Origin of the sequence: Mumia sp. zg.B53 (genome assembly GCF_019550935.1) — a bacterium.
Taxonomy (GTDB): domain Bacteria; phylum Actinomycetota; class Actinomycetes; order Propionibacteriales; family Nocardioidaceae; genus Mumia.
Genome location: NZ_JAHWCK010000002.1, coordinates 327,016 through 353,904, shown reverse-complemented (window position 1 = coordinate 353,904; position 26,889 = coordinate 327,016). Strand labels below are relative to the sequence as shown.

The 26,889-nt window shown below is 71.1% G+C and carries 29 protein-coding genes; 12 read left to right on the top strand and 17 right to left on the bottom strand.

Annotated elements, in window-relative coordinates:
- Window positions 1–20 precede the first annotated feature (20 nt).
- Window positions 21–2,567 carry an aminopeptidase N gene (pepN, locus tag KV102_RS12795; RefSeq protein WP_220346512.1) on the top strand — a complete coding sequence of 849 codons (2,547 nt, stop codon included), beginning with the start codon at window positions 21–23 and terminating at the stop codon, window positions 2,565–2,567.
- Between the two features lie 58 nt (window positions 2,568–2,625).
- Here the strand turns inward: pepN and KV102_RS12790 are convergent, their stop codons facing one another.
- From KV102_RS12790 to KV102_RS12775, 4 genes are all read right to left on the bottom strand, one after another.
- Entirely contained in the window at window positions 2,626–3,150 is a 525-nt protein-coding gene (locus tag KV102_RS12790) for a PH domain-containing protein (RefSeq protein WP_301022226.1), read from the bottom strand.
- Between the two features lie 13 nt (window positions 3,151–3,163).
- Entirely contained in the window at window positions 3,164–3,319 is a 156-nt protein-coding gene (locus KV102_RS12785; protein ID WP_220344091.1) for a hypothetical protein, read from the bottom strand.
- 162 nt (window positions 3,320–3,481) lie between these two features.
- Window positions 3,482–4,438 carry a methylmalonyl Co-A mutase-associated GTPase MeaB gene (gene meaB / locus KV102_RS12780; protein WP_220344090.1) on the bottom strand — a complete coding sequence of 319 codons (957 nt, stop codon included), beginning with the start codon at window positions 4,436–4,438 and terminating at the stop codon, window positions 3,482–3,484.
- A 46-nt stretch (window positions 4,439–4,484) separates the two neighbouring features.
- Window positions 4,485–5,675 (bottom strand): acetyl-CoA C-acetyltransferase, encoded by a 1,191-nt coding sequence (locus KV102_RS12775; RefSeq protein ID WP_220344089.1) that lies wholly within the window; start codon window positions 5,673–5,675, stop codon window positions 4,485–4,487.
- A 164-nt stretch (window positions 5,676–5,839) separates the two neighbouring features.
- Between KV102_RS12775 and mce the strand changes: the two genes are divergently transcribed.
- Window positions 5,840–6,277: a methylmalonyl-CoA epimerase gene (gene mce / locus KV102_RS12770; RefSeq protein ID WP_220344088.1), complete on the top strand. Its 438-nt coding sequence runs from the start codon at window positions 5,840–5,842 to the stop codon at window positions 6,275–6,277.
- Window positions 6,278–6,308: 31 nt separating this feature from the next.
- On the opposite strand, the gene KV102_RS19220 is transcribed toward mce, so the two are convergent.
- From KV102_RS19220 to KV102_RS12760, 3 genes are read right to left on the bottom strand one after another with little or no spacing between them, the layout of a single operon-like run.
- Window positions 6,309–7,163, bottom strand: a complete 855-nt coding sequence (locus KV102_RS19220) for a biotin-dependent carboxyltransferase family protein (protein WP_301022225.1) — start codon at window positions 7,161–7,163, stop codon at window positions 6,309–6,311.
- The gene (locus KV102_RS19215; protein WP_308290328.1) at window positions 7,160–7,795 is read right to left on the bottom strand and encodes an allophanate hydrolase subunit 1; all 636 of its coding nucleotides are present in this window, start codon (window positions 7,793–7,795) and stop codon (window positions 7,160–7,162) included. Before KV102_RS19215 ends, KV102_RS19220 begins: the two co-directional genes overlap by 4 nt.
- Window positions 7,792–8,550: a LamB/YcsF family protein gene (locus tag KV102_RS12760; RefSeq protein ID WP_220346511.1), complete on the bottom strand. Its 759-nt coding sequence runs from the start codon at window positions 8,548–8,550 to the stop codon at window positions 7,792–7,794. The genes KV102_RS19215 and KV102_RS12760 overlap by 4 nt, the downstream gene beginning before the upstream one ends.
- A gap of 221 nt (window positions 8,551–8,771) precedes the next feature.
- On the opposite strand from KV102_RS12760, the gene ccrA reads away from it, so the two are divergent.
- Entirely contained in the window at window positions 8,772–10,109 is a 1,338-nt protein-coding gene (gene ccrA / locus KV102_RS12755) for a crotonyl-CoA carboxylase/reductase (RefSeq protein WP_220346510.1), read from the top strand.
- Between the two features lie 79 nt (window positions 10,110–10,188).
- Window positions 10,189–11,583, top strand: a complete 1,395-nt coding sequence (locus KV102_RS12750; RefSeq protein ID WP_220344085.1) for a hypothetical protein — start codon at window positions 10,189–10,191, stop codon at window positions 11,581–11,583.
- Here the strand turns inward: KV102_RS12750 and KV102_RS12745 are convergent.
- The gene (locus tag KV102_RS12745; protein WP_255560925.1) at window positions 11,571–12,380 is read right to left on the bottom strand and encodes an alpha/beta hydrolase; all 810 of its coding nucleotides are present in this window, start codon (window positions 12,378–12,380) and stop codon (window positions 11,571–11,573) included. The two genes, KV102_RS12750 and KV102_RS12745, sit on opposite strands and share 13 nt — an antisense overlap.
- A 115-nt stretch (window positions 12,381–12,495) precedes the next feature.
- Between KV102_RS12745 and KV102_RS12740 the strand changes: the two genes are divergently transcribed.
- The 4 genes from KV102_RS12740 (at window position 12,496) to KV102_RS12725 (ending at window position 17,021) form a co-directional block, all read left to right on the top strand.
- Entirely contained in the window at window positions 12,496–14,931 is a 2,436-nt protein-coding gene (locus KV102_RS12740) for a LuxR C-terminal-related transcriptional regulator (protein ID WP_220346509.1), read from the top strand.
- 62 nt (window positions 14,932–14,993) lie between these two features.
- Window positions 14,994–15,215, top strand: a complete 222-nt coding sequence (locus KV102_RS12735; RefSeq protein WP_220344083.1) for a hypothetical protein — start codon at window positions 14,994–14,996, stop codon at window positions 15,213–15,215.
- Between the two features lie 65 nt (window positions 15,216–15,280).
- Window positions 15,281–15,556 (top strand): hypothetical protein, encoded by a 276-nt coding sequence (locus KV102_RS12730; protein WP_220346508.1) that lies wholly within the window; start codon window positions 15,281–15,283, stop codon window positions 15,554–15,556.
- Window positions 15,557–15,653: 97 nt separating this feature from the next.
- Window positions 15,654–17,021 (top strand): hypothetical protein, encoded by a 1,368-nt coding sequence (locus tag KV102_RS12725; protein ID WP_220346507.1) that lies wholly within the window; start codon window positions 15,654–15,656, stop codon window positions 17,019–17,021.
- Here the strand turns inward: KV102_RS12725 and KV102_RS12720 are convergent.
- From KV102_RS12720 to KV102_RS12700, 5 genes are all read right to left on the bottom strand, one after another.
- The gene (locus tag KV102_RS12720; RefSeq protein ID WP_220346506.1) at window positions 16,978–17,229 is read right to left on the bottom strand and encodes a hypothetical protein; all 252 of its coding nucleotides are present in this window, start codon (window positions 17,227–17,229) and stop codon (window positions 16,978–16,980) included. The two genes, KV102_RS12725 and KV102_RS12720, sit on opposite strands and share 44 nt — an antisense overlap.
- Window positions 17,230–17,240: 11 nt before the next feature.
- Window positions 17,241–17,642, bottom strand: coding sequence for a hypothetical protein (locus KV102_RS12715; protein WP_220346505.1), 402 nt, complete (start codon window positions 17,640–17,642; stop codon window positions 17,241–17,243).
- A 125-nt stretch (window positions 17,643–17,767) separates the two neighbouring features.
- Window positions 17,768–17,914 carry an SHOCT domain-containing protein gene (locus KV102_RS12710; RefSeq protein ID WP_220346504.1) on the bottom strand — a complete coding sequence of 49 codons (147 nt, stop codon included), beginning with the start codon at window positions 17,912–17,914 and terminating at the stop codon, window positions 17,768–17,770.
- Complete coding sequence (locus KV102_RS19210; RefSeq protein WP_255559418.1) at window positions 17,911–18,192, bottom strand: hypothetical protein; 282 nt, start codon at window positions 18,190–18,192, stop codon at window positions 17,911–17,913. The genes KV102_RS12710 and KV102_RS19210 overlap by 4 nt, the downstream gene beginning before the upstream one ends.
- A 48-nt stretch (window positions 18,193–18,240) precedes the next feature.
- The gene (locus tag KV102_RS12700) at window positions 18,241–20,022 is read right to left on the bottom strand and encodes a 3-hydroxyacyl-CoA dehydrogenase family protein (protein WP_301022349.1); all 1,782 of its coding nucleotides are present in this window, start codon (window positions 20,020–20,022) and stop codon (window positions 18,241–18,243) included.
- Window positions 20,023–20,177: 155 nt separating this feature from the next.
- Between KV102_RS12700 and KV102_RS12695 the strand changes: the two genes are divergently transcribed.
- The 3 genes from KV102_RS12695 to KV102_RS12685 are packed head-to-tail and all read left to right on the top strand — an operon-like array spanning window position 20,178 to window position 21,975.
- Entirely contained in the window at window positions 20,178–20,696 is a 519-nt protein-coding gene (locus KV102_RS12695; protein ID WP_220344077.1) for a hypothetical protein, read from the top strand.
- A 35-nt stretch (window positions 20,697–20,731) separates the two neighbouring features.
- Window positions 20,732–21,409, top strand: a complete 678-nt coding sequence (gene nucS / locus KV102_RS12690; RefSeq protein ID WP_220344076.1) for an endonuclease NucS — start codon at window positions 20,732–20,734, stop codon at window positions 21,407–21,409.
- 56 nt (window positions 21,410–21,465) lie between these two features.
- Complete coding sequence (locus tag KV102_RS12685; protein ID WP_220344075.1) at window positions 21,466–21,975, top strand: O-acetyl-ADP-ribose deacetylase; 510 nt, start codon at window positions 21,466–21,468, stop codon at window positions 21,973–21,975.
- A gap of 50 nt (window positions 21,976–22,025) precedes the next feature.
- Here KV102_RS12685 and KV102_RS12680 read toward each other — a convergent pair whose 3' ends face one another.
- Window positions 22,026–22,547: a hypothetical protein gene (locus tag KV102_RS12680; protein ID WP_301022350.1), complete on the bottom strand. Its 522-nt coding sequence runs from the start codon at window positions 22,545–22,547 to the stop codon at window positions 22,026–22,028.
- Window positions 22,548–22,700: 153 nt separating this feature from the next.
- On the opposite strand from KV102_RS12680, the gene KV102_RS12675 reads away from it, so the two are divergent.
- A complete protein-coding gene (locus KV102_RS12675) occupies window positions 22,701–23,270 on the top strand; it encodes an SLATT domain-containing protein (RefSeq protein ID WP_220346502.1) in 570 nt (189 codons plus the stop codon).
- A gap of 14 nt (window positions 23,271–23,284) precedes the next feature.
- Here KV102_RS12675 and KV102_RS12670 read toward each other — a convergent pair whose 3' ends face one another.
- From KV102_RS12670 to KV102_RS12660, 3 genes are all read right to left on the bottom strand, one after another.
- The gene (locus KV102_RS12670) at window positions 23,285–24,211 is read right to left on the bottom strand and encodes an FAD-dependent oxidoreductase (protein ID WP_220346501.1); all 927 of its coding nucleotides are present in this window, start codon (window positions 24,209–24,211) and stop codon (window positions 23,285–23,287) included.
- A 16-nt stretch (window positions 24,212–24,227) separates the two neighbouring features.
- Window positions 24,228–24,752 (bottom strand): ferritin, encoded by a 525-nt coding sequence (locus KV102_RS12665; RefSeq protein WP_220344071.1) that lies wholly within the window; start codon window positions 24,750–24,752, stop codon window positions 24,228–24,230.
- A gap of 123 nt (window positions 24,753–24,875) precedes the next feature.
- Window positions 24,876–26,888: a protein meaA gene (locus KV102_RS12660; protein WP_220344070.1), complete on the bottom strand. Its 2,013-nt coding sequence runs from the start codon at window positions 26,886–26,888 to the stop codon at window positions 24,876–24,878.
- Window position 26,889: the final 1 nt, after the last annotated feature.

Sequence of the window (26,889 nt, the reverse complement as noted above, 5' to 3'; positions counted from 1 at the left end):
GCGCGTGGAAGGATGGGCGCATGCCTGGAACCAACCTCACGCGCAACGAGGCGCAGGAGCGGGCCGCGCTCCTCGACGTCCATCACTACGCCGTCGATCTCGACCTGACCGTCTCCGACACCGAGTTCTCGTCCACCACCGTCGTCCGGTTCTCCAGCCGTGAGGCCGGCGGCGCGACATTCGCCGACCTGGTCGACGCGCGCGAACCTCGGATGTGGCTGAACGGCACCGAGCTGGACGCCGCGGCGTACGCGGACAACCGCATCGCGCTGAGCGGGCTGGCCGAGGGCGACAACGAGCTCCGGGTCGAGACGCGTCTCCCCTACTCGCGCACCGGCGAGGGCCTGCACCGCTTCGTCGATCCCGCCGACGACCGCGTCTACCTCTACACCCAGTTCGAGGTGCCCGACGCCCGCCGCGTGTACACGACGTTCGAGCAGCCCGACCTCAAGGCGACGTTCACCTTCACGATCGACGCCCCCGAGGGATGGACCGTCGTCTCCAACTCTCCGACCCCGGAGCCAGAGACGCTCGGTGAGGGCGTGAGCCGCTGGGCCTTCGCCGAGACCAAACGCATGTCGACCTACATCACCGCGCTCATCGCCGGCGAGTACGACACCGTCACCGACTCCTACCGCGGCGACTACGACGAGATCCCGCTCGGCATCCAGGTCCGCAAGAGCCTCCGAGAGCACCTCGACCACGAGGAGATCTTCGAGATCACCAAGCAGGGCTTCGCCTTCTTCGAGAACACCTTCGAGATGGGCTACCCGTTCGGCAAGTACGACCAGGCGTTCGTGCCGGAGTACAACATGGGCGCGATGGAGAACGCCGGCGCGGTGACCTTCCGCGACGAGTACATCTTCCGAAGCCGCCAGACCCACGCCGCGTACGAGAGCCGTGCCAACACGATCCTCCACGAGATGGCGCACATGTGGTTCGGCGACCTCGTGACCATGAAGTGGTGGGACGACCTCTGGCTCAACGAGTCGTTCGCGGAGTTCGCCTCGCACCATGCCGAGGTCAACGCCACGAAGTACACCGGCGCCTGGACCGGCTTCACGAACCAGCGCAAGAACTGGGCGTACCGCCAGGACCAGCTCCCCTCGACGCACCCGATCGCCGCCGACAACTACGACCTGCACGCGGTCGAGGCCAACTTCGACGGCATCACCTACGCGAAGGGCGCCTCGACCCTCAAGCAGCTCGTCGCCTGGGTCGGCGAGAAGGACTTCTTCGCCGGACTGCGGTCGTACTTCACCAAGCACGCCTTCGGCAACACCGAGCTCAAGGACCTGCTGGCCGAGCTCGAGGCCGCCTCGGGCCGTGAGCTCGGCTCCTGGTCGCAGGAGTGGCTCCAGACGTCCGGCGTCAACACGCTCCGGCCCCGCTTCGTCGTGGACGAGCAGGGCGGGTTCACGTCGTTCGCCGTCGAGCAGACTGCCACCGACGACTATCCGACGCTGCGGCGCCACCGCATCGCGATCGGTCTGTACGACCACACCGACGCCGGTCTCGTCCGGCGCGCGCGGGTCGAGACCGACATCGAGGGAGCACTCACCTCCGTCGACGCCCTCGTCGGGCAGCCGCAGCCCGACCTCGTGCTGCTCAACGACGACGACCTGACCTACGCCAAGATCCGTCTCGACGAGCGGTCGCTCGCGACGCTGACCAGCTCGATCGCCGACATCCCCGACTCGCTGGCGCGCGCGCTGTGCTGGGGTGCGGCGTGGGACATGCTGCGCGACGCCGAGCTGCCGGCGCGCCAGTTCGTGCCGATCGTGCTCGCCGGCGTCGGCACCGAGTCCGACCTCACCGCCGTGCAGACGCTGCTGCGTCAGGGCGGATCTGCCGTCGCCCTGTACTCGGCGCCGGACAACCGGGCCGCGCTGACCGCCGAGTGGGAGCACGGCGTCCGCGCGCTGCTCGATGCCGCTGCACCCGGTTCGGACCACCAGCTGGCGCTCGTCAGGGCCTACGCCGGGGCCGCGGAGTCGGACGAGGCGATCTCGTTCGTCACGGGTCTGCTCGACGGGTCGACGACGCTGGAGGGCCTGACCGTCGACACCGACCTGCGCTGGTCCCTCGTCACCGGCCTCGCCCGCGCCGGCGCGTACGGGGACAAGGAGATCGACGCGGAGCTCGCGCGCGACAACACCATCGCCGGTCAGGAGAACGCGGCCGGGGCACGTGCGGCGCGTCCGGACGCCGCCGCGAAGGAGGCGGCGTGGGAGTCGGTCGTCGTCCGCGACGACCTGCCCAACGAGACCCAGCGCAGCATCGCCGGCGCGTTCCAGCAGCCCGGTCAGGCCGAGCTGCTGCAGCCGTACGTCGAGCGCTACCTCGACACCGCCCGCACGGTCATCCAGAAGGGCGTCTGGCGCGCCTCGGAGATCCTCCAGAGCTTCTTCCCGCGGGCCAACCCGAGCGCCGAGAACCTCGCGACGATCGACGCGTGGCTCGCCGACAACGACGACCTCGACCCGACGACCCGCCGCTACGTCGACGAGGGACGCTCCGACCTCGCCCGCGCACTCGCGGCACAGGAGCGCGACGCCGCCGTCTGACGCCGTCGGCCGTCCATCAGGGCCCTCGCTGCGCGGGGGCCCTGACGGACGGCACCGCTCAGCGGGCGGGACCGCGGAGACCGGCGGTGACCAGCGCCCGCTGGATCGTGCGGTCGCGCTCGAACGGTGCCGGGATGAACTGGATGTCGCGCAGCCCCTGAGCCTGGGCCGCGGACTCGAACACGAAGTGGCCGTACCCGAGAACCCTGCCGAGGAGCGTCCGCTCCACGGTGATGTCGAGGATTCGGGCCATCGGCATCGTCGCGACCTTCACCTCGAAGACGCCACGGATCTTGAGCACACGGTGGTTCGTGATCACGAAGACGTCGAGGTGCTGCTCGGCCGCACGGTACATCCCGTACCCGACGACGCCCAGCCCGACGATCGCGACCACCCCGGCGGTCCGCATCGGGAGCACCGGGAACAGCGCGATCATCAGCACCCCGATGAGCACGATGGCGTACGGCACGACGAAGACGATCCAGTGGTGGCGCACGACGTCCTTCACGCGCTCACCGTCGTCCAGCAGCAGGTGGCTGCCGATGTTGCGGTCGGGCACCAGTCTCAGGATCGCGCGCAGCACGACGGGCTCCTCGTCAGGACAGCAAGGTCTGGAAGAAGGCCGCGAGCTGTCCGAGCGCCTCGATGATCCACGTGAAGACCAGCTCCACGGTATTGGCAGCACCGGTGGGGTTCGTGAGCAAGAAGTAGATCAGGAACACCACCACGATGGCGGAGATCGCCTTTTTCACCACTGCTGCCTTTCTCGAGGGCAGAAAGCCGGCGGGCACGCTGCACGCTCACGACGTTTATAGCCGATCGCGGGGGGTTCGTGACGCCAGGCGCGCCGGATCTGGACGGGCTGGGTCACAGATTTTGTCATGCCGATCGTCGCACGTCTGCCGTGCGTTCGGTCACAGCTCCTCCAGCAGCGCCTTCGACGCGGCGAACGTGTCCGAGCGTCCCGCGACGACGTCAGCGGCGAGCGCCTCGAGCCGCCCGTGGGTGCCGAGAGCGGTGAAGCGAGAACGCAGCTCCGTCGTCGCGAGGGTCTCGATCTCGTCGCGCGTCCGCCGCAGCCGCCGGCGCTCGAGGCCGCCGCCGGCGCGCAGGTGCCCCAGATGAGCGTCCAGGGCGTCGACGACCTCGGCGACGCCCTCCTGCCGGTGTGCGACCGTCAGGAGGATCGGCGGCTGCCACCCACCGTCCGGACGCTCCGTCAACGACAGCATGCTCCGCAGCTCGCGGCGGACCTGCGGTGCTCCGTCGCGGTCGGCCTTGTTGACGACGTAGACGTCACCGATCTCGAGGATCCCCGCCTTCGCGGCCTGGATCCCGTCGCCCATGCCGGGCGCGAGCAGGACGACGGTCGTGTCGGCCAGGCGTGCCACCTCGACCTCGGACTGGCCGACCCCCACCGTCTCGACGAGGACCACGTCGCAGCCGGCGGCATCGAGCACCCGCAGCGCCTGGGGGGCCGCCCACGCGAGCCCGCCGAGGTGCCCTCGCGTCGCCATCGACCGGATGATCACCCCTGGGTCGCCGGCATGGTCCTGCATGCGGATGCGGTCACCGAGCAGCGCGCCCCCCGAGAACGGCGAGGTCGGGTCGACCGCCAGCACGCCCACCTTGCGCCCCTGCGCGCGCATCGCCGCGACGAGGGCGCCGGTGGTGGTCGACTTGCCCACACCCGGGGATCCGGTCAGGCCGACCACGTGGGCGCGTCCGACGTGGGGCGCGAGGGCCGCGCTGACCTCGGGCAGGAGCGGCGACGCATCCTCCACGAGGGAGATCAGGCGCGCGACCGCGCGCGGATCGCCGCCGGTGGCTCGTTGGACGAGCTCACCGACGGCGACCGTACGACGTGCCATCGGTGCGATGACCTCCTCCGCCCCGCCGACCGGCGCCCGGCCCGTCTCAGCGCTGGGGGACGCGGATGATCAGCGCGTCACCCTGGCCACCACCGCCGCACAGCGCCGCGGCGCCGACGCCGCCACCGCGCCGTCCGAGCTCGAGCGCGAGGTGCAGCACGACACGGGCGCCGCTCATGCCGATGGGGTGGCCGAGCGAGATCGCGCCGCCGTTGACGTTGACCTTGTCCTCGTCGATGCCGAGCGCCCGCTGGCTGGCGACACCGACCGCGGCGAACGCCTCGTTGACCTCGATCAGGTCGAGGTCGGTCGGAGCGATGCCCTCCTTGGCGCAGGCCTTCGCGATCGCCTCGGCGGGCTGCAGCTGCAGGGTGGAGTCCGGACCGGCGACGTAGCCGGCGGCACCGATCTCGGCGATCCAGGTGAGGCCGAGCTCCTCGGCCTTCTCCTTGGACATCACGACGACGGCGCACGCCCCGTCGGAGATCTGCGAGGCGGTGCCGGCCGTGATCGTGCCGTCCTTGGCGAACGCGGGACGAAGCCTGCTGAGCGTCTCTGCCGTCGTGTCGCCGCGCACGCCCTCGTCGGTGGTGACGGTGACCGTCTCGCGACGTCCGACGATCTCGACCGGGACGATCTCGTCGTCGAAGACGCCATTCTTCTGCGCCTGGGCGGCGCGGTGGTGCGAGCGCGCACCGAACGCGTCCTGCTCCTCCCGCGTGAGCTCCTCGACCTCGCTGTTGCGCGCCTCGGTCAGCTTGCCCATCGCCTGGTCGGTCAGCGAGTCCCAGAGGCCGTCGTACTCCATGTGGTCGAGGATGGTCTGCGCGCCGTACTTGTAGCCCTCGCGCGAGCCCTTGAGGAGGTGCGGCGCCTGCGTCATCGACTCCTGGCCGCCGGCCACCACGACGTCGTACTCGCCGGCCCGGATCAGCTGGTCGGCCGTCGCGATCGCGTTGAGCCCGGAGAGACAGACCTTGTTGATCGTGATCGCCGGGACGTCGAGCGGGATGCCGCCCTTGTGGGCCGCCTGGCGAGCGGGCACCTGGCCGGCACCGGCGCCGAGGACCTGGCCCATGATCACGTACTCGACCTGGTCGCCGGTGATGCCTGCGCGCTCGAGCGCACCCTTGATGGCGACGCCACCGAGATCGGCGGCCGACTGCGTCTTGAGGCCTCCGAGGAGGCGACCGATCGGCGTGCGGGCACCAGCGACGATGACGGACTGACGGGACATGTGAACTCCTTCAGGCGCAGCGTCTGCGCGCGTTCGGCCAAGGACGGCAGGCTTGTGCTCTCAGCACGATACTCGCCCGTAACATCGCCGAGGGCTGCGGTGAGGAAGGTCACAGCAGGGGTCGTGGCCTCTGCGCGGCGGCGCTCTGCCCTAGGGTGCGTCGCATGGTTCCCGATCACCTGCTCATCGCCATCGACCACGTCGGCATCGCGGTGCCCGACCTCGACGAGGCGCTCGAGTTCTACGCCCGCGTCTTCGGACTCCACTCCGTCCACGAGGAGATCAACGAGGAGCAGGGGGTGCGCGAGGCGATGCTCGCCGTCGGTGACACCGACCAGCGGATCCAGCTTCTCGCGCCGCTGTCGGACCAGTCGACGATCGCGAAGTTCCTCACCCGCAACGGACCGGGCATCCAGCAGCTGGCCTACCGCGTCAGCGACATCGACGCCGCCAGTGCCGTGCTCCGCGATCGGGGCGTGCGCCTGCTCTACGACCAGCCCAAGCGCGGCACGTCCGACAGCCGTGTGAACTTCGTGCACCCGAAGGACGCCGGCGGCGTGCTGGTCGAGCTCGTCGAGCCTGCGGCCCAGCCGTCCCACTGACGCCGGCCGCGAGGGCGGCGAGGGCGGGGCCTCAGATCCACCGGAACCGCAGGGACTGACCCGGCCTCGCCTGCGCGGCCCGGTCGACGTCGGCGTCGACGACCACCCCGACGACCGGGTAGCCACCGGTGACCGGATGGTCGGCGAGGAACACGACGGGCTCACCGCTGGGCGGCACCTGGACGGCGCCGCGGTACGCGCCCTCCGACGGCAGCTGGCGTCCCGGCACGGCAGGACGCATCGGCGGTCCCTCGAGCCGCATGCCGACGCGGTCGCTGTGCGGCGAGACCGTCCAGCGACCGCGGACGAGTCCGTCGGCGTCGCGGACCCAGTCGTCGCGCGGGCCACGGACCACCCTGAGCGCGACGTCGCCGTCGTGGACGGGCACGGGTACGGCGTCGACCTGCGGGTACGTGCGCGGCGGGCGCCCGACCGGCAGCCGGTCGCCCACCACCAGCGGAGCGGGCCCGATCGCGGCGAGCACGTCACGGCTGCGCGACCCCAGCACCGGCGGCACGTCGACGCCGCCTCGCACGGCGACGTACGACCGCAGCCCGGCCTTCGGCACGCCCAGCCGCAGCCGCTCGCCCTCACGGACGCAGACCGCCGCGTACGGGTCGACCACCCGTCGCCCCACCCGCAGCTCGACCGGCGCACCCGTCACGGCGACCCAGACGTCACCGCCGCGAGCCGCGACATCGAACCCGCCGAGCGTCACCTCCACCGCCGCGGCGCCCTCGGGGTTGGCGAGGAGGCGGTTCGCGAGCTGATAGGCGCCGCGGTCGGCAGCACCCGAGCGGCCGACGCCGACCGCCGACCACCCCGGTCGGCCGAGGTCCTGCACGAGAGCGAGCGGCCCAGGGCGGACCACCTCGAGCTCCCTCACACCCGCACCGCCTCGAACCGGACCGTGGCTCCCGGCCGCAGCAGCGCCGGTGGGTCGCGGTCGAGGTCCCACAGCACGGCGTCGGTGGTGCCGATGAGCTGCCAGCCGCCCGGTGAGGGCCTCGGATAGATCCCCGAGTACTCCCCCGCCAGCCCGACCGCGCCCGAAGGCACGCTCGTCCGAGCGGTGTGCCGGCGCGGCACCTGGAGGCGGGGGTCTCCACCGACGAGGTAGGCGAATCCGGGCGCGAACCCGCCGAAGGCGACCCGCCACGAGGTGGCGGTGTGCGCCGCCACGACGCCGTCGGGCCCGAGGCCGGTCAGCTCTCCCACGTCGCCGAGGTCGGGCCCTCCGTACTCCACGCGGATCACGATCTCGTCGTCGCGCACCTCGGCCGCGCTGGGCTCAGCCTCACCTCGCCCGGGGTCCACCTCGACGTGCTGGAGCACTGCGGCGAGCGCCCCGACGTCGGTGCCGTCTGCGGCGGCGACCAGGACCGTCCGTGCGGCGGGGACGACGTCGGCGACGCCGGGCAGACGCGCCTCACGGATCGCCGACACCCATGACACCACCTCGCGGGCGTCAGCCAGGTCCAGGATCAGCGCGCGGTCGCCGTACGGCCTGACCCTCACACGAACGCCCCGAGTCTCACCCCGGCGCCCTCGAGCATCGTGCGCACGTATCGCGCCATCGTGACCGTCCCCGGCGAGTCGCCGTGGACGCACACGGAGTCGGCCGCCACGGCGACCAGCGTGCCGTCCACGGCCTCGACGTCACCCTCGGTCACCATCCGCAGCACCCGCCGAGCGACGTGGTCGGGATCGAGCAGGACGGCGCCAGGCTCCCGGCGGCTGAGCAGGGAGCCTTGGGGGGTGTAGGCGCGGTCGGCGAAGGCCTCGCGCACCGTCCTGAGTCCCAGCCGCTCCCCCCAGGCCAGCAGCCTCGAGCCGGGAAGGCCCAGCAGCGGCAGCCCCGGGTCGTACGCCCGCACCGCCTCCGCGACCGCTCGGGCCTGCTCGTCGTGGTGCACGACGGCGTTGTAGAGGGCCCCGTGCGGCTTCACGTAGCGGACCCTCGTGCCCGACGCCCGCGCGAGCCCGTCGAGCGCACCGATCTGATAGACCACGTCGTCGGTCAGCTCGGCCGGCTCCATGTCGATGAAGCGGCGGCCGAACCCGGCGAGGTCGCGATAGCTGACCTGCGCACCGACCGCGACCGCGTTCTCCGCCGCGTGCTCGCAGGTGCGGCGCAGCGTACGGGCGTCGCCGGCATGGAAGCCGCAGGCGATGTTGGCGCTGGTGACGACCTGGAGGATCGCGGTGTCGTCCCCGAGCTCCCATCGCCCGAAGGACTCGCCGACGTCGCTGTTCAGGTCCAGTGTCGTCACGTCGCTCCCGAGCGGTGGATGGGCGGCGTCCACGGTACGCGTGGAGAATCAGGCCCGGCAAGCGCCGTCGCCGAGGGCAGATCCGGCCCGCCGAACACCACTCGCGGCGGCGCGCGGCGGACTCTACGAGCAAGCGACATCGGTCACACTCCTGACCACATCCATTACTGCTGAGTAATATCCGCGTAACGCATCCGCGCGGCACAACTCTGGAGGACGACGTGCAGCACATTCTCGACGCCATCATGGCCGGGGACACCTCGAGCGAGGACTTCGCGAACATCTCGGTGCCCGAGTCGTACCGGGGCGTGACCGTCCACAAGGACGAGGTCGACATGTTCGAGGGCCTCGCCACCCGTGACAAGGACCCTCGCAAGAGCCTGCACGTCGATGACGTCCCGGTCCCCGAGCTCGCGCCCGGGGAGGCGCTGGTCGCCGTCATGGCCAGCTCGATCAACTACAACACCGTGTGGACCTCGATCTTCGAGCCGCTCTCGACGTTCAGCTTCCTCGAGCGGTACGGCCGCCTGTCGGAGTACACCAAGCGTCACGACCTGCCGTACCACGTCGTCGGCTCCGACCTTGCCGGTGTCGTGCTGCGCACCGGCCCGGGCGTCAACGCCTGGAAGCCGGGCCAGGAGGTCGTGGCGCACTGCCTGTCGGTCGAGCTGGAGAGCCCCGACGGCCACAACGACACGATGATGGATCCTGAACAGCGGATCTGGGGCTTCGAGACCAACTTCGGCGGCCTGGCCGAGGTCGCGATCGTGAAGGCCAACCAGCTGATGCCGAAGCCCGCCCACCTCTCGTGGGAGGAGGCGGCGAGCCCCGGCCTGGTGAACTCCACCGCCTACCGCCAGCTCGTGTCCAAGAACGGTGCGGCCATGAAGCAGGGCGACACCGTGCTGATCTGGGGCGCCTCGGGCGGCCTCGGCTCGTACGCCACCCAGTTCGCCCTCAACGGTGGAGCGACGCCGGTCTGCGTCGTGTCCTCCCCCGAGAAGGCCGAGATCGTGCGCTCGATGGGTGCCGACCTGGTCATCGACCGGTCGGCGGAGGGCTACAAGTTCTGGAAGAACGAGCATGAGCAGGACCCGCGCGAGTGGAAGCGCTTCGGCGCCAAGATCCGCGAGCTGACCGGCGGGGACGACCCGGACATCGTCTTCGAGCACCCGGGTCGCGAGACCTTCGGTGCCAGCGTCTTCGTCGCCCGCAAGGGCGGCACGATCGTCACCTGCGCCTCCACCTCGGGCTACATGCACCAGTACGACAACCGCTACCTCTGGATGAACCTCAAGAACATCTTGAGCTCGCACTTCGCCAACTACCGCGAGGCCTGGGAGGCCAACCGGCTGATCGACAAGGGCATGATCCACCCGACCGTCTCCAAGGTCTACAGCCTGGAGGAGACCGGCCAGGCAGCGCTCGACGTGCACCGCAACGCGCACCAGGGCAAGGTGGGCGTCCTCTGCCTCGCCCCCCGGGAGGGCCTCGGCGTCCGGGACACCGAGAAGCGCGCTCGCCACATCGACGAGATCAACCGGTTCCGAGGAGTCTGAACACGGTGAGGGGCGGGGTGAGGTCGCGCTAGGATTTGGCGGAGCGACCTCACCCCGAACTACGAACTGAAGGCACCCCATGTCAGACCCTTACGGCAGCTACTCCTCAGACGGCGACTCGTACGCCCGCACGACCGGTGACCCGGCGACGGGGGCCGGTTTCCCTCTGGTCCGTCGCGGCGGCTACGACAAGGACGCCGTCGACGCCTACCTCAACCAGCACCGCAGCGACCTCTCCCGGGCGCAGGCGGCGGTCCAGGCGGCCGAGACCAAGATCGCGCGCCTCGAGACCGAGCTCGCCGACCTGCGGAGCCAGCTCACCGAGAACAACAAGCCGAGCTACGCCGGCCTCGGTGGACGCGCTGCTGAGCTGCTGGGGCTTGCCGAGTCGCAGTCGGCCGAGATGCTCGAACGCGCCAGGCGGGAGGCCGACGACCTGCGTCGTGTCGCCGAGTCCGAGGCCACGGCCATCAAGGCGTCGGCGGCCAAGGAGGCCGACGACCTGCGCGCCGTGCAGCTCGCAGACGTCGAGGAGACCCGCGAGCGCCTCCTGGCCGAGGCCGAGAGCGAGCGTGCCCTCGCGCTGGCCGAGGCCGACGACGTCCTGGCCAAGGCCAAGCGCGAGGCCGAGCAGATCCAGCTGGCCGCCAACCAGGCCGCGAGCTCCGCGCGCCTCACCGCGACGCGTGAGGCCGAGCAGGTCCGCGCCGCTGCCGACCGCGAGCTGACCGAGGCGCGCCGGGTCCTCGCCCTCGAGAAGGAGCGGATGGCCAAGGAGGCCACCGAGTCGCACGCCGTGGCGACCGAGCAGACCTCGCGGATGATCGCCGACGCCGAGTCGCGCGCCGCAGCCGCCGAGTCGCGGGCGCGTGAGGCGATCGCCGCCGCGACCAAGCGCCGCGAGGAGACCAAGGCCGAGTCCGAGCGGATGGTCGCTCGGTCGCGCCGCGAGGCCGAGCAGATCATGCACACCGCTCGTACGCAGTCGGAGCACTCGCTCGCCCAGGCGCGCGCCGATGCCGAGAAGCAGATCTCGACGGTCCGACACGAGCTCGACTCGCTCGTCGCCAAGCGTGATGCCGTCAAGACCCAGCTCACCAAGCTGCGCGAGGTCATCGGCTCGTTCGCGGGTCTCGACGCGCTCGACAGCGACGCTGAGACCGACAAGGCGGGGGCGCTTCCCGCGCCGGCCGTCGCCGAGGTCGCCGCGGCAGCCGACGAGGTCGCCGCTGCCGTCGAGGAGGCCACCGCAGCGGCCGAGGAGCCCGACCTGGAGGAGATCGACCGCGCGGGCACCGACTCCCGTGCGCACGACGCCACCACGATCGTCCCGGCCGTCCAGAACGACTCCACCGTGGTCGACGGCACGCCGACAGATCGCCCGACGGCCGAGCGCAGCGTGCGCCGTGCCAAGCTCGGCGGCCCGGCGGCAGCCGAGCTCGCCGAGGACGACGAGGAGTCTCAGGCCTCCTGATCGCCAGGCTGCGGGCCGACGCTCTCGAACGCCGCGACCGTCTGGTCGCGGTACGCCGAGGCGTCGGCCTGCTGCATGTCACCGGACCACTGACGGGGCAGCGGGACGGAGACACGCGGGTTCAGGCGAGAGGCGACCTCGTCGAGCACGCGTTCTGAGTCGCCCACCCAGAGGTGCTTCGCGCCGTCCACGCCGATCACCTCGGCCTGCGGCACCCGGGAGAAGCGTTCTGCGGCCTCGGCGGGACGCAGGTAGTCGTCGTGCTCGGGGACCAGCGCGACGAGGGGTTTGCCGGACTGCGCCCAGGCGTCGAGGTCGGCGTCGTCGGAGTAGCGCAGCGGCGGCGACAGCAGGATCGCGCCGTGCACCTCGGCGTCGAGCCCGTACTTGAGCGCGAGATCGGTGCCGAAGGACCATCCGACGAGCCAGATGTCGGGAAGATCCTCGAAGTCGGCGAGTTCGATCGCCGCAGCGACGTCGTACCGCTCGCCCTGCGCCTCATCGAACGCGCCGCCGCTCGTCCCCTGCACGCTGGTGGTGCCGCGGGTGTTGAACCGAAGGACCGCGATGTCGGCGAGCGCGGGAAGGCGGTACGAAGCCTTGCGGAAGAGGTGGCTGTCCATCATGCCGCCGTGGGTCGGCAGCGGATGGAGGCAGACCATCGTCGCGACCGGCTCGCGCTCCAGCGGGAGCGCCAGCTCCCCGACGAGGTTCAACCCGTCGGCGGTGTGGAGGGTGATGGGGGTGCGGCGGGCAGGGAGAACCGAGTTGCCGCGGATGACCTGAGCGTCTTTCACGCCTGTCAGCCTACGTTCCGCGGCGGCAAGAGCCGTGCGGGGCAGGTCCGGTGCAGCTAGCCTCCGAGGTGCCAGCGCGCACGGGGGTGCAGCCGCTCGGCACCAGGGGGCGGGCATGGCGTTGGAGGCGCACCAGCAGGTGTTCGTCGACGAGGGGGTCATCGTCCGTCGCCGACTGCTCGCCACACTCGATCGCGCGACGCGGCGACCGGTGACGCTCGTCGCCGCACCGACGGGGTACGGGAAGACGACCCTGCTGCGCCAGTGGGCGGACGAGCACGCGCCGGACGCCGCGTGGCTCGACGGCAGCGGCACCCGGCCCTGGGAGACGGCGACCAGGGAGCTCCACCGCGGGCGCCCTGTCGTCATCGACGACGCCCACCTTGCGGGGTGGGGCCCGTCGTTCACCCGCGCGTGCGAGGCGGCACGGGTGGCGGCGCCCCTGGTGCTGGTGGCACGCCTCGACCCTCTGGTCGCCCTCCATCCTGCTCGTCTGGCGGGGCGTGTCTCGGAGGTCCGGGCCGGCGAGCTCGCCTTCACGGTCGGCGAGGTGGCCCGCGTCGCCAGCCGCTCAGGGCGTCGGCTCGACCACGAGCAGGCCCAGGCGCTGCACGACCAGACCGATGGCTGGCCCGCCGGTGTCCGTCTCTGCGCCACCCAGGATCCGGTCGCCCCCACCCCGACCGGCGCCTATTCGCCGACAGGCAGCTATCTCCTCGCGCACGTGCTCGACACCCTCGACCCTTCGCTGGTCGACTTCCTGCGGACCACCGCCGTACCGGTGCGGTTCGACACCGACCTCGCCGCCCGTCTGTCCGGACGAGAGGATGCGGCGGCGGTGCTCGACGAGGTGACGCACCGCGTGGGCTTCGTCTCGGTCGACGGCGAGACCGGTCTTTTCCGCTATCACCAGCTCCTCCGGCAGCTGCTTCTCAGCGAGGTGGAGCGGCAGTCGCCGGGCCGGCTCCCCGGTCTCCACGACGTAGCCGCCCGGTGGTCCGCGGCGCGAGGTGACGCTCGTGCGGCGGCCGCGCACGCCCTGCATGCTCGCTCCTGGGACATCGCCGTCGACTGCGCGGTGGCGCTCGCGTGCACGGCTCTCGGTGACGGCGACTGGACGTCGTGCGACCAGGTCATCGACGCCGTTCCGGAGGTCGAGGTCCTCGCAGACGACCGGCTGCGCGTGCTCGCGGCCGTGCAGGCGCTGCGCGCCGACGACGTGCTCCTGAGCCGTCAGAAGCTGGGCGAGGGCAGGGGCGCGGTCGGCCGGAGCATCACCTCCGAGCGCCTGGAGGTGTTGCGGCGCCTGTGCCTGGCGCGCCTGGCACTGATCGACGGCCACGTCACCGACGCCGCGGCTGCTCTCGGCAGTCCCCAGCCTCGCCTCTCCGAGGGCGGCTCGTCGCCGCACTCCCCGGCCGCGGCGCTGCAGGCCACGTGGGCCTCGACCTACGGCCTGCTGATGACGCTCCGCGGAGACACCGGTGGCGCCGCGGGCCATCTGGCGACCGCTCGCCACGTCAGTCGTGGCGAGCTTTCCCTCTCGGAGGCTCGAGAGGCGGAGGTACGGATGTGGTCTGCCGTCGGCAGGGGAGATCCCGCTGCCGCCGACGCATCGATCGCCCTCCTCCGCGCGGCCGCCGACGATACGGTGCCGGGCGCGACGGCGGTCGTCGACGAGTGGCTCGCGATGGAGCGCGGAGGCGCGACGGTGCCAACGCACCACGACGCGCCCTCGTCCCACCAACCCCTCGGCCTTCTCCCGGCCCGGTTCCTGGAGGCCTTCCGCCGCACCGTCGCCTCACGCGCGGCCGGCGGTCCCCCGCCGCGGGACGTGCTCCTCGGACAGCTTCCGGACGAGTCGACCTGGCTGGTGGCGCGGCACACGGCGCTCGCCGGGGTCACCAGGCTGCTGGCTCAGGGCGACGCGGCCGCGGCGACGGCCGCCGTCGACCGAGCAGCCGAGCACTGCTCGGTGCTGGACCGCACGCCGTACGACCTGTGGATCGCAGCGACGTCCGTGCTGCAGCGGCGCCACCGCGAGGCCGCGCCGGAGGAGCTCGAGGCGATCCTCGACGACGAGACGGCGGTGCCGGAGGACCTGGCGGTCAGGATCGCCGCGACGGCTGCCGTCATCGAGCTCGCCCAGGGCCCCTCTGCCCGGGGCACGGCGTTCTTCCGACGTGCGCTCGTGAGCACCGAGAGGCACGGGTGGCGACGCCCGTGGCGCGAGCTCGGCACCTCCGCTATCGAGATGCTGACCGCCGAGCGCGCCCGCCGCGGCACGAACGGCCCGCTGGTGGCTCGGCTGCTCGTCGAGCTGCGCGACGAGCGCCCTCGGAACAGCCTCGGCCTGGTGGTCGCCCTCTCCTCCCGCGAGGACGAGATCCTGCAGTACCTGCCGACGGCGATGGACCAGTCCGACCTGTGCGAGGCCCTGTTCATCTCGCGCAACACTCTCAAGACGCACCTGCGCGCGATCTACCACAAGCTCGGGGTGGAGTCGCGACGCGAGGCGGTCCTGAAGGCACAGGAGTCCGGACTGCTGTGAGTGGGAACATCTCGCCCGCCAGGGGTGAACCGTCACCACCTCGTGCCCCGCAGACTGACGCCATGGCCCGGGACGGATTCGCGTCGTCGTACGAGGTGGTCGTCGAGGGCGGGGCGTCCGAGAGGGTCGTGGCGGAGCTCGGGCGTCGCGGACTCGAGATCGCGGTGCGCGGCGAGCACCTGGTGCTGCGGGGCGACTTCGCCGACCTGGCCCAGCTCAACGCTCTGCTCTTCGCCCTCGACGACCTCGGCCTCGCGCTGGTCTCCGTCCGACAGCTCCCGTGACCGACCGTGATCTCACTCCGCCGGGGTGAGCCGCTGCGCAGCACTGCTGTCCTAGCGTCGGGAACGTGCCCGAGCAGTCAGACAGCCCTCCCAGGCTTGCGCTCCCCCGCGAGCCACTGATCGTCCTGACCTGTGCCGGGGCGGTCGTCGCCGTGCAACCACTCTGCGACCTGGCCGTTCGGCGAGGGGTTCCCGTGTGGCTCTCCGACGTGGGAGACCGCCTCGAGGAGCTGGGCATCGGGAGCACGCAGGTCCAGAGCGTGCTGACGTCGATCGACGTGAGCAGCCTGGTCGACGTGGTGAAAGCCGTGCTCGTCGACGTCAGTCCGGACCGCGGATGATCGGACGCCTGCTGTCCAACGACCGCCCCCTCCCGCTCGAGCCACCGCCGGCGCCGCCACGAGGCGACGCGCCCACCACCACCGAGGGGAGCCCGTCATGAGTGCGCCGGACGAGGAGGTGGCGCGCCTGCGCGCCGAGGTCGACGAGCTCCGCGCGCGCCTGAGCGCGTCGCCGCCCGGCACCGACGAGCGTGAGGCCGACCACGGACGCGCCGGCTGGTGGCGCACCCCGCTGGTGACCGTGCTGGTCGTCCTCGGTGCTCTCACCGCTCCCCTGTCGGTGGTCGCCACCTGGGCTCACGACGAGACCGGGGACAGCGACCGCTACGTCGAGACCGTCGCCCCGCTCGCCGCCGAACCGGCGATCCAGGGAGCGATCGCCGACGCCGTGACCACGGTGATCGTCACCAATCTCAGGATCGAGGACGTGACCTCCGACGCGCTCTCGGCGCTCTCCCAGCAGAGCTTCATCCCGACGCGCGCCGCTCCGCTCCTTCCGGCGCTCGCCGTCCCGTTGTCCGACGCCGTCGAGCGGTTCGTCCGCGACACGGTCGAGCGAGTGGTCCAGTCGGACGCCTTCGAGGAGGCGTGGGTCACCGCCAACCGCACGGCGCACGAAAGCGCCGTCGCCGTCCTCACCGGGAAGGGCACGGACCGGATCGCGATCCAGGATGGTGAGGTCAGCGTGAACATCGGGTCGATCGTCGAGACGGCGAAACAGCTCCTCGTCGACCGCGGGTTCGCCCTTGCCGAGCGCATCCCGGAGGTCGACGCGACCTTCGTCCTCTTCGCGTCCGACGACATCGGCCAGGCCCAGACGTGGTTCAGCTGGCTGGAGACGTCCGCACGTGTGCTCCCCGTCCTCGGCCTCGTCCTGCTGGCCACCGCGGTCCTCGTCGCGCGCGACCGACGGCGCGCGCTGCTCGCGGCGGCACTCGCGGTCGCCGTCTCGATGGTCCTGCTCGGCCTCGTGCTCAACCTCGTGCGTCCGCTCTACCTCGACGCGGTCCCGGACGACGTCCTACCCGCCGAGGCGGCTGCGGTGGTCTACGACCAGCTCATCGGCTTCATCCGCACCGCGTTGCGGGCGGTCCTCGTCGTCGCCCTCGCGGTCGCGGTCACGGCGTTCCTGCTCGCGCGTGCCGGCCCTGGGGCAGCGATCCGGACCGGCGCTGCCGGGCTCGCCGCCCGCCTGCGCGAGCGCAGCGGGATCCGGCGCGGCCCGGTGTCGACGTTCGTCGCCACCTACCGCAACGGCGTCCGCGGCGCCGTGGTCGGCATCGCGGTCCTCTGGTACGTCATGCTCGACCACCCGACCGGCGGAAGCGCGCTGCTCATCGTCGTTCTTGCCGTCCTCGGGATCGTCGTCGTCGAGGTGGTGGCCGGACCCCGCACCGCTGCCCCTGTAGTCACCGACCCTGTCAGCTCGCGTCCGCCTCCCCCGCCGTCTCCACCGACGGGGTGACCTCGAGGAGCTCGACGCCCAGCTCTTCCAGCGCCTGGAGCGCCCCCATCAGCTCGGCCCGGTCGCGGAACGTGCCGCGGAGCGACACCGGCCCCTCGGTCTCGACGCGCAGCCGCAGGGCCGCCAGCACAGCGACGAGCGCCTCGCTCAGATGTCCCCGCACCACGATCTCGAAGGAGGTGGGGCGACTGGGCGAGGCGCTCGTCATGGCGGGCTCCGTCAGCTCTCGAAGTCTGTTGAGTAGGCCGTCAGTGCCCAGATCACCACGACGTCGAAAGCGATGATCACGACGGCCCAGATCGGGTAGTAGGGCAGCCACAGGAAGTTGGCGATGATCGAGAGGATCGCGATGCCGATACCCGCGCCCCGCGCGAACGCGTTGCCCGACATGATCGCGAACGCGATCACGATCAGCAGCACGCCGAGCACCAGGTGGATCCAGCCCCACGTGGTCGTGTTGAACGCGTAGACGTAGTCCTGGGTGCGGACGAGCACGTCGTCCTTGGCGATGGCAGCGATGCCCTGGAAAATCTGGACGAAACCGACGATCGCGAGCATCGACGCCGCGAAGATCGTGATGCCCTGTGCCCATGGGTTGCTTGCCGCGTTGCGGGTGGACATACGTGTCTCCTTCGTGAGGCGGCGGCCACCCCGCCGCATGACCTCAGCCTGTCGGCGCACCGGCGGGACAGCATCACTCCCGTGGGGTGATTCGCTCCCGGCCCGGCACCGGGAGGTTCGAGCGTTCAGCCGTTGAGGATCCTGGCCTTCTGCGCTGCGAACTCCTCAGGCGCCAGCCGGCCCTGCTGCTGCAGGGCGGCGAGGCGCTCGAGCTGGCTCACCGCGTCGGTGCCGCCCGACTCGGCGGGCGCGCTGGGCCTGCCACCGGTCAACGGCGGCGCTGCCAGCAGGGCGTGTGCCAGTGACGCCGCTCCTCGATGCCCGACGCGCTCAACAGACCCGGCTCGAGCGGCCAGACGACCACGTGCGGCGTGGCGGGCCGGATCTGCTGCGAGCAACCGGGGCAGACGTAGGTCTTGGTCGACGACGAGCCGGTGATGGACCGGACCACCCAGTCACCGTCCGTACGCTCCTCGACACGCTGGTTGCCTCCGTTCAGAGGCGGGGCTGCACCGCGAGGACCACGAGGCGTACGGCGGCGGCGCGACATGAGCCCAGGGTACGGGCCGGCCGCACGGGGACGGCCGGCCCGTACGGGTCAGCGACGGGCGTACTCGCGGAACCCGCGTCCCGTCTTGCGACCCAGGTATCCGGCCGTCACGAGGTGCTCGAGCAGCGGCGCCGGCGCCCAGGCCGGCTCGCGGAACTCCCGGAAGAGCGTCTGCTCGATCGCCAGCGACACGTCGTTGCCGACCACGTCGAGCAGCTCGAACGGTCCCATCGGCAGGCGGCAGCCGAGCTTCATCGCGACGTCGATGTCGTCGGCGGTCGCGTAGTGCGCCTCGAGCATCTTGACCGCATCGTTGAGGTACGGGAAGAGCAGCGCGTTGACGATGAAGCCCGCACGGTCGCCGCACGAGACGGCGTGCTTGCCGACGTTCGCACAGAGCGCGGTGACCGTCTCGGTGACGTCGTCGGCGGTCGCGACCGTGGACACGACCTCGACCAGCTTCATCACCGGCGCGGGGTTGAAGAAGTGCATCCCGATGACGTCCTGCGGACGGTCGGTCGCCGACGCGCAGGCGATGACGGGGAGCGACGAGGTGGTCGTGGCGAGGATCGCGCCCGGCTTGCAGATGCGGTCCAGGTCGCGGAAGAGCTCGAGCTTGACGTCGAGGTCCTCGGCGATCGCCTCGACGACGATGTCGACGTCGGCCAGCGCCTCCCGCTCGGTGCTGCCGGTGAGCCGGGCGAGGATCTCGGCCTTCTGGTCCTCGCTCGCCCGTCCGCGGGAGATCGCCTTGTCCATCGACTTCGCGATCGCAGCGCGGACGCCGTCGACCTTCTCGGTCGTACGGCCGACGTAGACCACGTCGTACCCGGCCTTCGCGAAGACCTGGACGATCCCCGACGCCATGGTGCCGGTGCCGACGACGCCGACCAGGCCGATCTCGCGCCGCAGCTGCGGCGCAGCGTCCGACGACGGCGTCGTGGCGTCCGCGACGACCTCGGAGGAGTACGGCTCGGCGTAGGTGTAGAAGCCACGGCCCGACTTCCGGCCGAGCAGTCCGGCCGTGACCATCTGCTTGAGGATGGGGGCGGGAGCGTGGACACGCTTGCGGTCCTGGAGGTACATCGTCTCGAGGATCTCGTACGCGGTGTCGAGCCCGATGAGGTCGAGCAGCGCGAGCGGCCCCATCGGGTAGCCGCAGCCGAGGCGCATGGCCGCATCGATGTCCTCGCGCGTGGCGTACTGCGCCTCGTACATGGAGGCGGCGTGGTTGAGGTAGGCGAACAGCAGCGCGTTGGCGATGAAGCCCGCCTTGTCGCCGACCGTCACCGGGCTCTTGCCCAGGCGCTGCGCGAGCGCGACCGCGTCCTCGACGACGTCCGGGGCGGACACCACGGTGCGGACGACCTCGACGAAGTCCTGGACCGGCGCGGGGTTGAAGAAGTGGAGACCGACGACGCGGCTCGGGAGCTTGGTGCTCGACGCGATCTCGGTCACCGACAGCGCGGACGTGTTGGAGGCGAGGATGGCGTCGTCGCGCACGATCTTGTCGAGCTGCTGGAAGACGTCGATCTTGACGTCGAGCTGCTCGACGACCGCCTCGACCACGAGGTCGGCCTCGGCGAGCGCCGTGAGATCGGTGGCGTAGGAGATGCGGCCCAGGAGTGCGTCGCGCTCGGCCGTCTCGAGCTTGCCGCGCTCGGCGGCACGTTGCGTCGAGTGCTCGATGGTCGAGCGCCCGTGCGCGAGCGCTTCCTCGTCCCGGTCGATCCCGAGCACGGTGATGCCGTTGCGGGCGAGAACCTCCGCGATGCCGGCACCCATGGTGCCCAGGCCGACGACTCCGACAGTGTTGATCTCGCGCGCCACGGGAGGCTCCTGATGCTCTGGGACGTAAGTTACTGGCAGGTTACTACCGGTCGTCCGGAGTCTGGCAGGCATGGGCATCTCCGCGCCGTGACTCAGGTCACGCCTGGCCTGTGGAGTTCCGGGCCGGAGCACGTCCCTGCCCCTAGCATGGCCTGATGCGCCGCCTCGACGAACCTCCCCGCCGCGCCCCCGCCATCGCCCTCGCCCTTCTCCTCGCGCTCGCCGGCTGTGGCGACGGCGATACCACCAGCGGGTCGGCCGATCAAACCTCCGCGTCGCCGGAGCCGACCGCCACCTCGCCCGCGCCGCCGGCCACCGAGACGACCGCGACCGCTTCCAGCAGCACGCCCACGCCGACCACGGCCACCACGCCAGCACCGTCGCCGACGGCCAGCGCTCCCTCGACTCCCAGCGCCGACGAGCTCTCCGCGGCCAAAGCGGGTCGCGGGCCGGTCGGAGTCTGGCGCAACCGTGATCTCCAGTGGGTCCTGCGGATCAAGAAGAGCGGTCGCTTCGTCGACGACTTCGCCGGAGTCAAGAACATCCGCTCCGGCACGTGGCGCCTCAAGGGCAAGCGGGTCGTCCTCAAGGGCGGCGACGGCATCACCACGCGCGGCAGGCTGCGCGCCAAGACCTTGACGATCAAGGGGACGGTCCTCGTCCGCGTCCGCTGACGTCCAGGCTCCGCCGGCCCCTGTAGGTTGTCCGGGTGCGACTCGTCATTGCCCGCTGCCAGGTCGACTACGCCGGGCGTCTCACCGCCCATCTCCCGATGGCCACACGGCTCATCCTGGTGAAGTCGGACGGCTCGGTCTCGATCCACTCCGACGACCGGGCCTACAAGCCCCTCAACTGGATGAGTCCGCCCGCCGCACTGCGCGAAGGTAAGACCGAGGACGGTGCGATCGAGTGGACCGTGTCGGCAACCAAGTCCGACGACACCCTCCGCATCCTCATCGAGGAGATGCTCCACGACTCCAGCCACGACCTCGGTGTCGACCCCGGTCTCCAGAAGGACGGCGTGGAGAAGCACCTCCAAGAGCTGCTGGCCGAGCACCCCACCACCCTCGGTGACGGGATGTCCCTCGTACGCCGGGAGTACATGACGGCAATCGGTCCCGTCGACCTTCTGTGCAGGGACCCCGGCGGCGCGTCGGTCGCGGTCGAGGTCAAGCGGCGCGGCGAGATCGACGGCGTCGAGCAGCTCACCCGTTATCTCGAGCTGATGAACCGCGATCCTCGCCTCGCGCCCGTCCGTGGGATCTTCGCGGCGCAGGAGATCAAGCCACAGGCCCGAACGCTCGCCCTCGACCGAGGGATCGAGTGCCGGGTCGTCGACTACGACGCCCTGCGCGGGATCGACGACCCGTCGCTTCGCCTCTTTTAGGACCCGGTCTGGTTCGAGGACGTGTCTCAGGAGCCTCGATCCGGTAAGCAGGAGACATGATCCGGATCGAGGTCGTCCAGGGCGACATCACGACCGTGCGCGCCGACGCGATCGTCAACGCGGCCAACAGCTCGCTGCTCGGGGGTGGAGGCGTCGACGGCGCGATCCACCGGGCCGGCGGGCCGGAGATCCTCCAGGCCTGCCGTGAGCTTCGCGCAACCACGCATCCTGACGGGCTCCCGACCGGGGAGGCTGTGTCCACGACCGGCGGACAGCTTCCTGCGCGGTGGGTGATCCACACGGTGGGCCCGGTGTGGTCGCGCGAGCAGGACCGTACGCCGCTGCTGCGGTCGGCCTATACGAGAAGCCTCGCGGTCGCCGACGAGCTCGAGGCGCGAGTCGTCGCCTTCCCGCTCATCTCGGCCGGCGCGTACGGCTGGCCGCTCGACGACGCGGTGGAGGTCGCGGTCTCCTCGCTGCGCGAGGCGACGACCGAGGTCGAACGCGTGGTGATGGTCGCCTTCGGCGCCGCCCCCGAACGGCTGTTGCGCGGCGCCGTCGACTGATCCGTGCAGACGGCTACGGCTACGGCTACGGCTGCGCGCTGGGTCGCGGCTCAGCCGTCGTTGCCGGGACCGGCGTCGGGGCCTTGCTGCCGTACCCGCTGCACGTTCTCGAGCGACTCCCGGAGCTCGTCGAGCCACGTGTCGGCGTGCTTCTCGACCAGACGCACGCACCAGGCGAGGGCCTCGCTCCTGCTGCGTGCGACCCCGCCCGCGATCAACGTATCGAGGACCTGCCGCTCGGGCTGGCGAAGTCGCGTCATCACGGGCGAGGCGAGGTGCGTGTAGAGCGCGCGGGTGCCGTCGCACTCGACGCCCCACGAGACGGTCCGGTCGAAACGGTGCTGAGCCTCCCGGGCGATCTCCATGCGGTCGGCGCGAGTACGCTCCCTGAACTCCCGGACACGGCCTTCCACGGCCCCACGGCGCTCCGCGTCCGAGGCGCCGGCGTCCAGCGCCGGGCCCGGAATCTCGCCGATGACGACGATCTCCTCGCGATCCACGGTCACACCGACGAGCCTCTCGAACAGGCCGTCGGGAAGCCTCCCGGCGAACCATCCACGAATCTCATCCACCTGCTGCTGCGTAATCATGTAATCCGGCTTACGCCGATGCTTTACCCACATGCAACGCTTGTCCGCTCTCCGCAGACGCTCGGGCTACCGGCCGAAGGGTGGGTGTCAGCAATCTCCTTCGACGGGTGGGGAGGATCGCTAGCATCGCTCGACGTGTGGACCTACCGCGGCGACGAGCCGACCGTCATCCAGTGGCTCGGCAGCATCCGGCTCGGCCACGAGGCCCACCGGATTGCCGCGAAGGCGGTTCGACGACGCCACCGCGCCCTCGCGCTGGTGACCGTGCTGGTCGCCGTACTGGCCGCCGCAGCCGCGTTCACCGCCGCCCTGGGGACGAGCCGCACCTGGCTGCAGGTCAGCGCCGGCACGCTGGCCGCCCTCGCCGCCGCGACCGCCCTGCTGCACGCCGTGGCCGACGACGCCGACGTCATCGCCGCGCACCAGCGCGCCGCCGCCGAGTACGGCGATCTGCGACGCCAGCTCGAGCAGGCCATCCTCTCCGAGCGGATCACCGACGACCGCCTGGCCGAGATCCGTCACGAGTGGACCCGCATCGAGGAGCGCGCGCCCAGCCTGTCCCACCGCACGACGCGACGCGCCGACGACCAGTTACGCCCGGGCGCGCACCTCCCGGTCCCGGCGTCGGCCACCGACGCCCCGCACGGCGGGGTGCCCCAGACCGAGATCGACGACGAGCCCGTCAAGGAGCTCACCGCAGGCTGATCCGTACGCGCCGATCAGCCTGCGGACTCCGCCAGGTCGACGACCTCCCGCGCGCAGCCCCACGACAGCGTCACCCCGGCGCCGCCGTGGCCATAGCAGTGGACGACCGGGCTCGCCCCATCGCGCTCCTCCCGCTCCACACGCACGCTCGGCCGTGCCGGCCTCAACCCGACCCGTACGCCCAGCACCGGGGCACCCTGGAGCTGCGGCACCAGCGCGCCGGCCCGCGCGAGGATGGCGGCAGTGTCCGCGTCGCGCGGTGCGAGGTCCCACACGTCGAGCTCGCTCGTGCCGCCCACGACGACGTCCTCGCCGCGAGGGACGACGTACGTCAGACCGCTGGGTCCGTCGGCGAGGAGCACGTCGTCGACGCCCGGCACCGGCGCCAGGCGTACGACGTGACCACGGATCGGCACGGTCGTCGGGTCCGCGGCGAGGAGGCGACTCCCGAGGCCGGAGGCGTTCACGACCACGTCGGCCCCACGTGGCAGCGCGGGCAGCGCCATCCGCGTCAGCGTGCCACCGTTCTCGGCGAGCCGGCGTACGAGGTAGTCGAGATAGGTCGGCATGTGGGCCACGAGACCGTCGAACGCCCACCCCGCGCCGAAGCCCTCCGGCACCTCGGCGAGCGTGTGGAGCGAGGGGACCGCGTCGGCCCACCAAGGGCGAGAGGCGGGATCGGCGACGAGCTCGGTCGACCGCCGTCTCCTCACCCCTGACGAACCGGGGAGCGCCGCCATCACCTCGTACGTCCGTCGCGACCACTCGAGCACGCGGTCGGCCGGGTGCACGAGAGGGGGGTGCCAGCAGGCGGCGGCGATCGCGGACGTGGTCTCCTGCGGCAGGTCGCGTGCGAGCACGTCGACCTGGTGGCCACGCTCGGCCGCCACCACGGCGCAGGTCAGCCCCGTGACCCCGGCTCCCACGACCAGCACACGCACGCGCCCACCCCCGGCGTCAGGCTCCGGCGACCGGTGGGGCCGTGGGATCGGCCGCCTCCGGCTTCTCCTCGCGCGCCACCCAGTGCTCGATGGCCTCGAGGTCCTCAGAGGAGCGCGTGACGACCGCGAGAAGGTCGCTCATCTTGGAGTTCTCCTCCACCTGCTCCTTGATGAACCACTGCATGAACTGGTCCGAGGCGAAGTCGTTCTCGTCTCGCGCCACCCGGGTCAGCTCGTTGATCTGCTCGGTGACCCGCTTCTCCTGGGCCAGCGCCAGCGCCACCGGCGCGACGACATCGGCGAAGTCGTTGGTGGGATCGGCGACGCCCGGGATGCGTACGGGGGCGTCCGCGTCGAGCAGGTACTGCACCATCATCATCGCGTGGTCGCGCTCCTCGACGGCCTGCTGGAAGAACAGCGACGCCATGCGGGGCATGGTGAGCCCGTCGTAGTAGCAGGCGATCGCCACGTACTGCTGATGCGCCGCGAACTCGTGACCGACCTGCTCGTTGAGCAACGCCGCGAACTTCTCCGATGCCATGACTGCACTCCTCGCTGCGGCCTCCGACCCTCTGTCGTCTGCCTCACCCCCGACGCTAGTGCGAGCGGGAGCGGGCATCCAGCAAGGACTGGCTAGCCTTCGGAGGCGCAGGTGCAGGCGGCGTCAGTCGAGATCGTTCGCGCGCCGGATGACGTCGACGATGTCGTCCATGATCTGCGTCATCCCGTAGTCCTTCGGCGTGTACACCGCGGCAACACCGGCCTCGCGCAGCCGGCGTGCGTCCGACTCGGGGATGATGCCGCCGACGACGACCGGCACGTCACCGACGCCGGCCGCGCGGAGCTGCTCGAGCACATCCGGCACGAGCTCCATGTGCGACCCGGAGAGGATCGAGAGCCCGATGCAGTCGACGTCCTCGTCCACCGCGGCGGCGACGATCTGGGACGGCGTCAGCCGGATCCCCTGGTAGACGACCTCGAAACCGGCGTCACGCGCGCGCACGGCGATCTGCTCGGCCCCGTTGGAGTGCCCGTCGAGCCCGGGCTTGCCGACCAGCAGGCGAAGACGTCCGCCGAGCTCCTGGCCCGTCGCCCGCACTCGCTCGCGCACGGCGGTGAGCTCGGATCCGCCCTCGCTCATGCCCACCACTCCCGTCACTCCGGTCGGTGCACGGAACTCACCGAAGACCTCCCGCAGAGCGCCGGCCCACTCACCCGTCGTCACTCCGGCACGCGCGCAGACCAGCGTCGCGTCCATGAGGTTGGCGTCGGTCTTGGCGTCGGCACGGAGCCGCTCGAGAGCCTCGGCGACCTCCGACTCGTCGCGCTGGCCACGCCACGCGGCGACGCGCTCGATCGCGCTCGCCTCGGCGAGCGGGTCAGCGGTCTGGATCGCGGCGTCGAGGTCGGCCGTCAGCGGCGACTCCTCGGTCTCCTTCCAGGCGTTGACCCCCACCACGAGCTGGTCGCCGGCCTCGATCTTGGCGCGCCTCGCCGCGTGCGAGGCGACCAGCGCCTGCTTCATGTAGCCCGACTCGACCGCCGCCACCGCGCCGCCCATGGCCTGGACGCGATCGATCTCCTCCTTGGCGCCAGCGACCAGCTCGGCGACCTTCGCCTCGATCACATGACTGCCCTCGAAGATGTCGTCGTACTCGAGGAGGTCGGACTCGTAGGCGAGCACCTGCTGGAGTCGCAGCGACCACTGCTGGTCCCACGGGCGCGGGAGACCGAGGGCCTCGTTCCACGCAGGGAGCTGGATCGCGCGCGCACGGGCGTCCTTGCTCAGGCTCACCCCGAGCATCTCCAGCACGATGCGCTGCACGTTGTTCTCGGGCTGCGCCTCAGTGAGCCCGAGGGAGTTGACCTGGACGCCGTAGCGGAACCGGCGCATCTTCGGGTCCTGGACGCCGTACCGCTCGCGGGTGATCTCGTCCCACAGCCGGCCGAAGGCGCGCATCTTGCACGTCTCCTCGACGAACCGCACCCCGGCGTTGACGAAGAACGAGATCCGACCGACGACCTTCTCGAACTCCTCCGGTGGCACCTGACCGGCGTCGCGGACGGCATCCAGCACGGCGATCGCGGTCGACAGGGCGTACGCGAGCTCCTGCACCGGGGTAGCGCCGGCCTCCTGCAGGTGGTAGCTGCAGATGTTGAGCGGGTTCCACTTCGGCATGGTGACGACCGTGTAGGCGATCATGTCGGTCGTCAGCCGGATCGACGCCTCCGGCGGGAAGACGTACGTCCCGCGCGACAGGTACTCCTTGATGATGTCGTTCTGCGTGGTCCCGGCGAGCTGCCCGACCCACTCCTGCGGGTCCTCGCCGGCATCGTGCGCCTGCTCCTCGGCGACGACCTGATACATCGCGAGCAGCCACATCGCCGTCGCGTTGATCGTCATCGAGGTGTTCATCGTCTTCAACGGGATCCCGTCGAAGAGACGGCGCATCTCGCCGAGGTCGGGGATCGGCACGCCGACCTTGCCCACCTCTCCCCGGCTCAGCTCGTGGTCGGGGTCGTAGCCCGTCTGGGTCGGGAGGTCGAAGGCGACCGACAAACCGGTCTGCCCCTTGGCGAGGTTGCGTCGATAGAGCGCGTTGGAGTCCGTCGCCGAGGAGTGTCCGGCGTACGTGCGCATCACCCAGGGGCGATCACGGTGGGTCGAGTCGGCCATG